This is a genomic window from Streptomyces sp. NPDC002640 (assembly GCF_053592575.1).
This window is the reverse complement of sequence record NZ_JBSFVZ010000040.1, coordinates 27,544-38,898: the sequence shown is the minus strand read 5'-3', so window position 1 is coordinate 38,898 and position 11,355 is coordinate 27,544. Positions and strand designations below refer to the sequence as shown.

The following is an 11,355-nucleotide window of genomic DNA, read 5'->3' as shown; positions in this document are numbered from 1 at the left end:
GTCTCCACACAGTCGACGCCCACCTCGAGATACGCCTCGTGCACCGAACGGACGATGTCCGGACGCGTCACGTTCAAGATCTCGTTGCAGCCCTCCAGGTCCTGGAAATCCTCCAGCGTAGGGTCCTGGGCCTGGAGCATCGTGCCCATCGCCCCGTCGGCGACCACCACACGGGAAGCCAGGGCCTCCCGGAAGGACTGCCGGGATGTGGCCATCGCGGTCATGACACGCCTCCGGGGGGTCAGCGGCCTGCGGCGGCGCTGAGCTGGTCGGCGCGGTCGGTGCGTTCCCAGGTGAACTCGGGCAGCTCGCGGCCGAAGTGGCCGTAGGCGGCGGTGCGGGCGTAGATCGGCCGCAGCAGGTCCAGGTCGCGGATGACGGCGGCCGGCCGCAGGTCGAACACCTCGGTGATGGCCCGCTCGATGGCGGCACGCGGGACGTGCTCCGTGCCGAAGGTCTCCACGAACAGGCCGACCGGTTCGGCCTTGCCGATGGCGTACGCGACCTGCACCTCGCAGCGTTCGGCGAGGCGGGCGGCGACCACGTTCTTCGCGACCCAGCGCATGGCGTAGGCGGCCGAACGGTCCACCTTGGACGGGTCCTTGCCGGAGAAGGCGCCGCCGCCGTGGCGGGCCATGCCGCCGTAGGTGTCGATGATGATCTTGCGGCCGGTGAGGCCGGCGTCGCCCATGGGGCCGCCGATCTCGAACCGTCCGGTGGGGTTGACCAGCAGGCGGTACCCGTCGGTCTCCAGCTTGATGCCGTCCTCCGCCAGCCGGTCCAGCACGGGCTCCACGACCTGTCGGCGGATGTCCGGGGCCAGCAGGTTGTCGAGGTCGATGCCCGCCGCGTGCTGGGAGGAGACGACGACGGTGTCCAGGCGCGCCGGGCGGTCGTCCCGGTACTCGATGGTGACCTGCGTCTTCCCGTCGGGGCGCAGGTAGGGCATGGCGCCGTCCTTGCGCACTCCGGCCAGGCGGTGCGACAGCCGGTGCGCGAGGTCGATGGGCAGGGGCATGAGGGTGGGGGTCTCGCGGGTGGCGTAGCCGAACATCAGGCCCTGGTCGCCGGCGCCCTGCTCGGCGATCTCGTCGCCGGCCTCCCCGCGGCGCTTCTCGTAGGCGGTGTCCACGCCCTGCGCGATGTCCGGGGACTGGGCGCCGATGGAGACCGACACGCCGCAGGAGGCCCCGTCGAAGCCCTTGGACGAGGAGTCGTAGCCGATGTCCAGGACGGTCTGCCGGACGATGCCGGGGATGTCGGCGTAGGCCGAGGTGGTCACCTCGCCGGCGACGTGGACCTGCCCTGTGGTGATCAGGGTCTCCACCGCCACCCGGGACGTCGGGTCCTCCCGCAGGAGGGCGTCCAGGATGGCGTCGCTGATCTGGTCGGCGATCTTGTCGGGGTGTCCCTCGGTGACGGATTCCGAGGTGAAGAGCCTGGTGGTCATGTCTCTCCTGGGCGTGAGTGGCCGGCCCGCCGCGGCCGCGGCGCCGTGGCCCGGCCGGAGGCGGGGACCGTGGGGCGTACGGGGCGGGGGCGGGACGTGAAGGGAGGGAGGGGGCGTGCGGTCGCCGTGCGCGGTCAGTGGGACGCGGGCACGGTCCGGTACGAGGTGCCGTGGGCCGCGGGCGTGCGGCCGCGGACCGGGACGGGGGGCCGCTGACGCGGGCAGTCCGTCCCGGCCAGGACCGCGGAGCTGTAGGGCGCCCGGACCTCGCCACCGGTGGGGGCGGGGTGGTGGGGCGCCGGCTCGACGTCCGACATGTGCTGTCCTTCCTGACGGATGCGCGGCGACAGTCAGCGTGGTCCCGGCCCGTGGAGAACGGGTGGAGGACCGCTCGACGTCCTCGCGTGTCCCGCTCGGGACCGGGCGTGAGTGCCTCGGCGGCCGGTCTCCGTGCCCCTTGCTGCCCCTTCCTGCCCCTTCCCCCCTTCCCTGACCTGCCGTGCGACGCCGTGCGAGGCAGTGCCGCTGCCCGCTCAGGCCGGGGTCTCCTCCTTGTCCGGCAGGAGCCGGCGGACGAGTTCGCCGATCAGGTCGTCGTCCCGGTAGGGCGCGAGGACCGCGGGGACCGTGAGGTCGTCGAGGTTCATGCCGTGGACGGTCAGGTAGAGCAGGACGACGTCGACGCGGTCGCCGGGGAGGCCCGCGTCGATGTGGAAGCGGACGTTCTCCTCCAGCACCCGGCTCAGGGCGGCGGTGAGTTCGCGGCCGAGCTCGGGGCGGCGGGTGGCCTCCAGGCGCAGTTCGAGCATGGCGAGGTAACCGGCCCGGTCGGCCTCCATCCGGTGACGGATCTGGCGCAGCAGGTGCGCCACCAGGTGACGCGACGGCTCGGCGCGCATGGTCTCGGCGACCTGGTCCGGGTCGGGAGCGATCCGCTCGTGGGTGCGGCTCAGGATCTGCAGCAGCAACTCGTCCCGGTTGCGGAAGTAGTTGGAGCAGGTGCCCACGGGTGCGCCGGCCTCGGCGTCGACCGAGCGGAGGGTGAGGCCGCGTGAGCCGTCGCGGGCGAGGACTTCGATGGCCGCGTCAAGGAGGGCGGTACGGCGGGCCTGGTTCTGTCGCAAGGAGTTCCTCTCTCAGACATTGACACCACTTCAGTTGCAGTACTACAGTCGAAGTACTTCAAAGATACACCCCGACGACCTGCAGGAGTCAATGTGCGAGTTCGCGCCTTCGACCAGCCTCAGCCCTCGACGTTCGCCCGTGCCGCCGGTGGCGGCCGACGCGGCGTCCGGGCCCCCAAGCCCCGGTCCGTTCCCCGTCCGCGTCCGCTGCCCAAGCCGGGCACCCGGCGGTGAGCCACCGTCCTTCCCGGCGCACGCGAAGTCGCCGGTCCTGTCGTCGAGACGGGGCCGGCGACTTCTGCGTTTCCCCCTGACCGTCCCGCTCGCCGCCGCCCACGGGGTCCGCCGCGCTTGTACCGGCGCTTGAGCTTCTCTCCAGAAACGCACGCGAACCTCTCGGAGACCGCTTCCTCTCCAGAAGGAGCAACCGCGTGGCAGGCACCGAGGAACCGCTCCGGCGGGAACTGCGCCGATGGCGCAGCGCGAAGGGTTCGGCACCCTTCCCCTACGAGGCAGTCGTCCGTCATCTGCGCGGCGTCGGCAAGCACTTCCTGTCACCGGAGCTGCTCGACCTGCTCGACTCCTGCCGGCCCGCGCTCGCCGAACGGAGTGGCGACGGCGGCGGCGACGGGGACCACGGCGACACCTACCTCGCCCGGTTCCTCGACGTCCTGCTGGACAAGTACGACGACCGCTACGACTACCCCAGCTACACAGCGCTGCCGCTGCTGCGGCACCGGGCGCCCGGCCCCCAGGACGACTGGCGGGCCTGGAGCCGATGGCGGGACCGGCTGGTGCTGCTGCTCCTCGCGGACCTGATCGAGTTCGAGCAGCGGGTGCTGGACGGAGCCCCGGCCGACCCCCAGGGCTCCCTGCCCTCCCCCGCACTGCTCGGCAAACGGCTGCGGCTGGCCGTCCGGGTGATGGAACCCGCGGCGCTGCGCATCCTCGAGCACGCCGTCGACGCGGTGTCGGTGGCGGCGACGCCCGGCCGCACCCCCGCCACCACGCTGGCGGACGCGGTCCTCGCCACCGCCGACGCCGACGAGCGGCTGCTGCTGCGCACCAGCCTCCACCCGGTGTACGTGCTCCACGACGAGTACCTCTTCCTGCGCGTCCTGCAGGCCTTCGAGACGACGTTCTCCTTCATGGCCCGCACCCTCGACGCGGCGGTCCGGGTCCTGCACGGCGAGCAGCCCGGCGACGCCGCCACGCTGCTCGCCTCGGTCGCCGACGTGCTGCGGGAGTCGCTGCCGCTGTTCTCGCTGCTGGCCACCATGCAGCCCGACTCGTTCCAGGTGTTCCGGCAGTACACCGAGGGCGCGAGCGCCATCCAGTCCGAGGGCTACAAGACCTTCGAGTCATACTGCTCCACCCCGGCGCGGGCGCGGCTCGAGTCGCACGCCTTCACCTCGGTGCCGCGGGTGCGCGAGGCGGTGCTGGCCGGGCGGGACACCGTCCAGGGCGCCTGGGAGGACGTGCTGGCCAGCGGCTGGCTGTCCGACCGGGACGCCGCGGCCGTCCGCGCGGCCGCAGGACAGCTGGAGGCGGTGCACCAGCGCTGGAAGCAGACCCACTACCGGCTGGCGGCCCGGATGATCGGCGAACGGACCGGCACCGGCTCCACCGAGGGCGTTCCGTACCTGCGCTCGGTGATCACCAATCGCCTCTTTCCCGCCGTGGGGCAGCCCGCCCCCGCCTCCCGGCCGGCTCTCGAGCAGCAGCCCGCGGCGAGCTGACGACACGAACGGGAGGGACACCGAAGCCATGAGCAAACGCGCCGCGACCGGCCGCCCGGGCACTGCCCGCCGCGCCCTGAACCCGCAGGAGAAGGACCGTCTGCTGGTCTACGAGTACGACCGCGGGAGCAACTACGAGGAGGACACCCGGCTCACGACCGCGCTGTCCGCCCTGCTGCCCGAGGAGCAGCTGTCCCACCCCGACCAGCGGCTCTTCCAGAGCGTCCACCTGATCTCCGAGTACGCCTGGGCCGCGATGCACCACGAGATGTGCCGGGCCGTGCGGCTGCTCGACGAGGGCGACTTCCTGCTGTGTGCGCAGGTGCTGGAGCGGGCCGCCGCGCTGGGCAGGATCCCGGTGCAGGCGCTGAACACGCTCGTCGAGTTCCTGCCGCAGACCTCCCTGCTGGCCATGCGGGAGCTGTTCCCGCCGAACACGACCGGCCTGGACTCCCCGGGCGCGCGCAACCTGCGGCGTGCCGCGCAGTCCCTGTGGCGGGCCTTCCGACGGGCCCTGGACGACGCGGGGCGCACGCCCGAGGAGCTGATCGACGCCCAGGGCCGCACGGCCCGGCCCGCCGAGGACGACCGGTCCGCCGTCGAACTGGCTCTGGTGCGGCAGGGGTTGATGCGCCTCGACGCCGCCGTGGGCGACTGGAAGCAGCTCCACCTCCGGCTGGTGTGGGGTCAGCTGGGCGGTCACCCGGAGACGGTGGAGCCGCCGGCGCCCGCACCGGCACGCGCCGCTCCCCGGGCCGAGGAGCGCGGTGGAGGCGGCTGTCCCGCCCTGCCCACCAGCCTGCGCGGCGAGTCCACCCTCACCCTCCACAAGATGGCCGAGCGCACGTTCTTCCCCGAGCTGTGGGAGTCCGTCGACACCATCTACCGACGTCTCACGTCCGCCGACCCGGCGCCCCGACCCTGAGAGAACTGCCATGGCCTCGTTGAATCCCGTAGACGACCGAACCGCCGAACTGGCCGCCGTGGTGCGCGCCGCCTGGGCCGAGGGCCTCGGCCACCAGGACTTCGGCGACGACGAGAACTTCTTCACCGTCGGCGGCCACTCGATGTGCGCGGTACGGATCGTGCGCACCCTCAAGAGGGGCGTCGACCCCACCCTGACGGTGCGGCGGTTCTTCCAGCACCCGACCGTGACCGAGCTCGCCGTGGCCCTCGCCCCGACCGTCCCGGTGGCCCCGGCGACGTCACGGACGGAGGCCGGGGCGTGACCGCCGCGTCCTCGGCACAGCTGGAGATCTGGCTCGCCAATCAGTGCGAGCCGGACTCCGGCCGGTACAACATCCCGTTCTCCCTGGAGATCCGCGGCGCACTCGACGAACCCGCCCTGCGCCGGGCCCTGGCCGACGTCCTGGAACGCCACCCCGCGCTCGCCGCACGGTTCGAGACGTGGGACGGGGACCTCCACCACGTCCCCGAGCCCGCCGCGGTCGCCCCGCTGCACACGTCCACGCGGTCCGGGCGCTACGACCGGGCGGCGGCGCTCGCCGACGCCGCCCTGGCCGCCGGGCGCCCCCTCGACCCGGGCACCGCCCCGCTGCTGCGCGCCGAGGCGCTGCGGTACGAGGACGTGTCGCTGGTGACGGTGTCGGTCCACCACATCGTCGCCGACGGGCGTTCGGCCGAGGTGGTCGCCGAGGACCTGGTGACGGCCTACCTGGCCCGGACCAAGGGCGCGGACCCGGGCTTCGAGCCGGTGCCGCCGCCCGCCGCGCGCCCCGAGGCCGAGGCCCTCGATCCGTACTGGGCCGGCCTGCTGGGCGCCGACCCGGCGCTGCTCGCCCCCCTGCCGGACCTGGTTCGCCCCGAGGACGGGCTGCGCGGACCGGCGGGCTGGGCCGAGCGCCGCCTGTCGGCGGCCCGCCTGACGGCCCTGCGATCCCTCGCCGCCCGCGAGGGCGTCAGCCCCGCCGTCGCACTGCTGTCGGTGTGGAGCCTGCTGCTGCACGCCTGGTCCGGCGAGGACGACGGCGTGCTCGGCATGCCGTTCGCCGGCCGCGACGAGCCGGGCAGCGAGGACGCGGTCGGCCTGTTCACCCGCGTGCTGCCCGTGCGCACCGTCCGGGACCCCGCGCGGAGCTTCGCCGACCACGCCGCCGGGCTCGGGGAGCAGGTCCTCTCCTCCATGGAGGCGCACGCCGAGGCGGGCGACCCGCCGCCGGGCACCACCCCGTCGTACTCCACGGTCTTCCTGTACCAGCCGTCCGGCACCACGTCCTGGCGGACACCGGACACCACGGTCCGGCTGCTGCACCCGGAGACCGCGGTCGCCAAGTACGACCTGGCGTTCGCGGCCGAGGAGGCCGCCGACCACCTGGTGCTCCGCATCGACTTCGACAAGGCCCTCTACACCCAGGCCACCGCCGAGCTGATGACGGAACAGCTCGACCGCGCGCTCGCCGCCGCCGCCCGGCCCGGCATCACCTGCGGGGAACTGATCACCTCCCTGGCGCCGCGGCCCGACCGGGTCGGCGCCGAGGACACCGGCGTCCCCGGCACGGCGGACGCCTCCACCGTCGCGGAGCTGGTCCTCGACCAGGCACGCCGCGACCCGGACGCGACCGCCGTCGTCCACAACGGACGGCGGCTGAGCTACGGCGAGCTGGTGCGCGACGCCGCCAGGGCGGCGCACTGGCTGCGCACCCGGGGCGTGCGCACCGACGACATCGTGGCCCTGCTGCTGCGGCCCGGCCCCGACACGGTGACCGCGATGCTCGCCGTCGGCCTGGCCGGCGCCGCCTACCTGCCCCTGGACCCCGCCTACCCGGACGCCCAGCTGCGGGCGGTCCTCGCCGACGCCCGTCCCCGGCTGCTGATCGCCGAGGACGACGAGCGGCACCGCGTCGTGGAGGGGCCGCCCGCGCACACCCCGCAGGAGATACGGCAGGCCGCCAGGCCGATGCCCGTGTCGCCGCCGAGGACCCCGGCGGGCCCGGACACCGCGTTCAACGTCCTCTACACGTCCGGGTCGACGGGCCGTCCCAAGGGCGTCGTCCTGCACCACGGCGGCGTGCTGCGCCTGCTGCACCGGCCCGACTTCCTCCTCCTGGGCCCCGGCGACACCGTCTCGCACCTGTCGCCGCTCAACTTCGACGGCGCCACCTACGAGATCTGGGGCGCCCTCGCGCACGGCGCGACGCTCGCCGTCCTGGACAAGGAACTCGTGCTCAGCCCCAGGGAGCTCAGGTCCGCCCTGCGGGAGCTGGCCGTGACCACGCTGCTGGTCACCACGCCGCTGCTGAACCGGCTGATCGAGGACGCGCCCGACCTGCTGCAGTCCCTGCGCCGCGTCTACTTCGGCGGCGAGATCATCTCGGTGCCGCACATCCGCAAGGCGCTGCGCTGGGCCCGGCCGGGCACGCTGCTGCACAGCTACGGCCCCACCGAGAACTCCTTCACCTCCTCCTGGCACCCCGTCGAGGAGGTGCCGGACGGCATGCGGACGGTGCCGATCGGCACGGCCGTGCCGGGCACCCGGCTGCACGTGGTGCTGGAGGGCACGCTCGAGCCCGCTCCCGCCTACGTGCCCGGCGAACTGGTGCTGGGCGGGCAGGGCGTGGCCCGCGGCTACCTCGGCGACCCGCGCCGTACCGCCGAACGGTTCGTGCCGGACCCCTTCTCCGGCGAGGAGGGCGCACGGCTGTACCGCACCGGCGACCGGGTGCGGTGGGGGGCCGACGGACGGCTGGAGTTCATCGGCCGCGACGACAACCAGGTCAAGATCCGCAGCCAGCGGGTGGAACTCGGCGAGGTCGAGGCGGCGCTCCGTGCCCATCCGCAGGTGCGCGGCGCGTTCGTGACCGCGCGGCCGGACGGGCGGGGCGGCAAGGAGATCATCGGCTACGCGGTCGTGGACCGCCCGGACGTGGTCGACGACGTGCGCGCCCACCTGCGCACCATGCTCCCGCAGTTCGCGGTGCCCAGCCACCTGCTGGCGGTCTCCGAGCTGCCGTTGAGCGCGAACGGGAAGATCGACCGCGGGCGGCTGCCCCGGCCGCCCGAGGCGACGGCGGCCGCGCCGACGCCCCCGCCTGCGGCGGACATGGCGACGACGGCGGGCCCGGCACCGGTCGGGACGGCGGCGACGGCGGCGACGGCGGACGGCGGCACGGACGCCGTGGCGCGTGCCTGGGCGCAGGTGCTGCCCGGTCGCTCGTTCGGCCTCGACACCAACTTCTTCGAGGCGGGCGGCCACTCCCTGCTCCTGGCCAAGCTGCAGGAGGCCCTGCGCACCGCCACGGGCACCAGACCGGCCGTCACCGACCTGCTGCGGCACACCACCGTGCGGGCCCAGGCCCGGCTGCTCGGCGGCACCTCGTCCGGCACCGCGTCCGGGATCACGGCCGGCACCACGTCCGGCGAGGAGGCCACGGCGTTCCGGCCGGCGGTCCGCCCCTCCTCGGGCGGCGGCACCCCGGACGACGCGATCGCGGTGATCGGCATGGGCGCCCGGTTCGCCGGAGCGGGCGACCTCACCGCGTTCTGGGACAACCTCGAGGCCGGCCGCGACTGCTTCAGCGAGGGCCCGGGGCCACTGGTCACCGAACACGCCGACGGGACACGACGGGTGGCCCGCTGGGGCATGCCCGCCGACGGCGCCGGCTTCGACGCCGGACTGCTCGGGTTCACCGCCGAGGACGTCGCCGGGGGCGACCCCCAGCAGGGCGTGCTGCACGAGGTGCTGTGGGCGGCCGTCGAGGACGCCTCGCTGCGCCTGTCCGACATCGCCCGCCGCACCAGCCTGTACGCGGGATGCCCGCGCCACGTGCCGACCGACGGGGAGGCGCGCGTCGACGACGTGGTCAACGCCGACCCGACGTTCGTCGCGTCGCGCTTCGCCTACCTGCACGACCTGTGGGGCGAGGCGCTGATGCTGGACACCGCGTGCTCCACCGGTCTGTACGCGGTCCACCTCGCCTGCCGGGCGCTGCTGCGCGGGGAGAGCGACTACGCCCTGGCCGGGGCGGTCTCCCTGGACGGCGAGTCGGACGGCTCCTACACCTTCCGGCCCGGCCTGCTGTACGCCGAGGACGGTGTCTGCCGCCCCTTCGACCGGCGGGCCACCGGAACCGTCGGCGGGTTCGGCGCGGGCGCGGTGCTGCTGCGCAGGCTCGCCGACGCCGAACGCGACGGCGACCCGGTGTACGCCGTGATCCGCGGCAGCGCCGTCAACAACGACGGCCGGGCGCGCGTCGGCTACTCCGCCCCCGGGGTCGAGGGCCAGGCACGGGTGATCCGCAGCGCCCTGCGGGCCGCCGGGGTGACCGGCGACGACATCGGCTACGTGGAGGCGCACGGCACCGGCACCCGCCTCGGCGACGCCATCGAGGCGACCGCCCTCGGCGAGGCGCTGGGGCGGTCCGGTCCCCCCGTGGCTCTGGGATCGGTCAAGGCGTCCGTGGGCCACTGCAACACGGCGGCGGGCATCGCCGGCCTCATCAAGTCCGTGCTCGCCGTGCACCACGGGGTGCTGCCCGCCACGCCGAACGTGGCGGAGCCGATCGACGAACTGGCGCCGGAGGGACGGCTGCGGCTGGTGACCGCCGGCCGGGCGTGGGACTCCCCCGCCTCCCGGCCGCGGACCGCGGGTGTCAGCTCCTTCGGGGTCGGCGGCACCAACTCCCACGTGATCGTGCAGGAATACGCGCGGGAAAGGGCGTGAACCCCGTCATGACGACGTACATCGAGAACACCCCGCACACCGTGTCCGCGGAGGCCGTGACACCCCCGGTGACGGGCGCGGCGGTCCGGACGGCCCGTTTCCCGGCGCTGCCGGGCACCCCCCGGGTGCTGGCCGTCTCCGCCCGCGACGAGACGGCCGCGGCCGCCATGTGCCGGCGCCTCGCCGACCGGTTGGAGCGCGACCCGTCGCTCTCCCCGGACGACGTGGCGGTGACCCTCGCGCACGGGCGTGAACGCTTCGCCGTGCGGCACGCGGTGACGGGGACGGACGGTCCCGGGCTGGCGGCCGCGCTGCGGCGGTCGGCCGGGCTCCCGCGGCCCGCCGGAACCGCCCGGCCGCTGGTGCTCGACCTAGGCGACGGCTCGGCGCCCGCCGAGGATCCCCCGCTGCCGCAGGTCGCCGAGGCCCTGGAGGCGGCCGCCGCCCTCGGGCTGCCGCCCGGTCCCGGCCGGGACGCCGCCCGCGCCGCCGCCGTGCTGCACGGCGTCGGGGCGTGGCTCGCCGCCCACGGGCTGCGGCCCGACACGGTCCGCGGCCTGGGGCCGGCGGCGTCCGCCGCGGCGGCCCTGCGCGGGGCGGTCCCGCTCGCCGACGCGCTGCGCGCGGCGGCCACCGCCTCCCCCGAGGAGGGCGAGGCCGCGGTGGCCGACGGCCCGGAACTCGTCGTCCGCGTCACCGGACCCGGCACGCCGGACGACGGCGACGGTGACGGCCTGCGGCTCGATCCGCTCGACGCGTCCTCCTACGCCCGGCTCTTCGCGCGGCTGTGGGAATGGGGCCTGGACGTGGACTGCTCGCTGGGGGCGCCCGGCCGCCGGACGCGCCTGCCCGGCTACCCCTTCCGGCGGTCCGGCCCGGTCGCCGGTCCCCCGGAGGGACTGCGGCCGCTCAAGCCGGCCGAGCAGCGCCCGTTCTTCCACGACCTGGTCCGCCGCGGCGACGCCGCCGAGCGCGTGCTGAGCGCGACGGCCGTACGGCCCGGACCGGCACCCGCCCCGGCCGACGTCGAGGCCGCCCTGGCCGGACTGCTCGACCGCCATCCGCACCTGCGCACCGTGTTCACCCGGCACGCCGGCCGCTGGTTCGCGACCGCGTCGCGGGAGCCGGTGCGGGTGGAGGTGCTCGCGCCGGACGAGCGTGGCGAGCCGGGGGCTCGAGCGCTGGCCGCCACCCTCGGTACGTCCTTCGCCGCGGCCGACGTCCCGCTCCTGCGGTGCGCCCTCGCACCGGCGGACGGCCGCTGGGCCGTGGCGCTCGCCGTCTACTCCCCCGTCGCCGGCGCCTCCTCCGCCGACGGCCTGCTCGGTGAGCTGCTCACCGGGTGGCCCCGGCCCGCCTGAC

9 protein-coding genes are annotated in these 11,355 nt (G+C 74.9%); 5 read left to right on the top strand and 4 right to left on the bottom strand.

Going from position 1 to position 11,355, the window contains the following annotated elements:
• From ACWD3O_RS33145 to ACWD3O_RS33130, 4 genes are all read right to left on the bottom strand, one after another.
• A partial coding sequence (locus ACWD3O_RS33145) for a homocysteine S-methyltransferase family protein (protein WP_451418444.1) occupies positions 1-215 on the bottom strand: 215 nt, incomplete at its 3' end.
• A 26-nt stretch (positions 216-241) separates the two neighbouring features.
• The gene (gene metK / locus ACWD3O_RS33140; RefSeq protein ID WP_451418443.1) at positions 242-1,450 is read right to left on the bottom strand and encodes a methionine adenosyltransferase; all 1,209 of its coding nucleotides are present in this window, start codon (positions 1,448-1,450) and stop codon (positions 242-244) included.
• A gap of 134 nt (positions 1,451-1,584) precedes the next feature.
• On the bottom strand, positions 1,585-1,767 hold the full coding sequence (locus ACWD3O_RS33135; protein ID WP_451413888.1) for a hypothetical protein: 183 nt from the start codon (positions 1,765-1,767) through the stop codon (positions 1,585-1,587).
• A 216-nt stretch (positions 1,768-1,983) separates the two neighbouring features.
• Positions 1,984-2,574, bottom strand: coding sequence for a TetR/AcrR family transcriptional regulator (locus ACWD3O_RS33130; protein ID WP_451418442.1), 591 nt, complete (start codon positions 2,572-2,574; stop codon positions 1,984-1,986).
• 431 nt (positions 2,575-3,005) lie between these two features.
• Between ACWD3O_RS33130 and ACWD3O_RS33125 the strand changes: the two genes are divergently transcribed.
• From ACWD3O_RS33125 to ACWD3O_RS33105, 5 genes are read left to right on the top strand one after another with little or no spacing between them, the layout of a single operon-like run.
• Positions 3,006-4,313 (top strand): tryptophan 2,3-dioxygenase, encoded by a 1,308-nt coding sequence (locus ACWD3O_RS33125; protein ID WP_451418441.1) that lies wholly within the window; start codon positions 3,006-3,008, stop codon positions 4,311-4,313.
• A gap of 28 nt (positions 4,314-4,341) precedes the next feature.
• Positions 4,342-5,238 carry a hypothetical protein gene (locus ACWD3O_RS33120; protein WP_451413891.1) on the top strand — a complete coding sequence of 299 codons (897 nt, stop codon included), beginning with the start codon at positions 4,342-4,344 and terminating at the stop codon, positions 5,236-5,238.
• Positions 5,239-5,257: 19 nt separating this feature from the next.
• Positions 5,258-5,542: an acyl carrier protein gene (locus tag ACWD3O_RS33115; protein ID WP_451413892.1), complete on the top strand. Its 285-nt coding sequence runs from the start codon at positions 5,258-5,260 to the stop codon at positions 5,540-5,542.
• Positions 5,539-9,993 (top strand): amino acid adenylation domain-containing protein, encoded by a 4,455-nt coding sequence (locus ACWD3O_RS33110; RefSeq protein WP_451418440.1) that lies wholly within the window; start codon positions 5,539-5,541, stop codon positions 9,991-9,993. The genes ACWD3O_RS33115 and ACWD3O_RS33110 overlap by 4 nt, the downstream gene beginning before the upstream one ends.
• Complete coding sequence (locus ACWD3O_RS33105; protein ID WP_451418439.1) at positions 9,990-11,354, top strand: CurL C-terminal domain-containing protein; 1,365 nt, start codon at positions 9,990-9,992, stop codon at positions 11,352-11,354. The genes ACWD3O_RS33110 and ACWD3O_RS33105 overlap by 4 nt, the downstream gene beginning before the upstream one ends.
• The last annotated feature ends 1 nt before the right edge of the window (position 11,355 follow it).

Excerpts from the sequence above, each read along its gene's own strand:
- ACWD3O_RS33135 (WP_451413888.1), bottom strand. The coding sequence starts at position 1,767 with ATGTCGGACGTCGAGCCGGCGCCCCACCACCCCGCCCCCACCGGTGGC.
- metK (WP_451418443.1), bottom strand. The coding sequence starts at position 1,450 with ATGACCACCAGGCTCTTCACCTCGGAATCCGTCACCGAGGGACACCCC.
- ACWD3O_RS33120 (WP_451413891.1), top strand. The coding sequence starts at position 4,342 with ATGAGCAAACGCGCCGCGACCGGCCGCCCGGGCACTGCCCGCCGCGCC.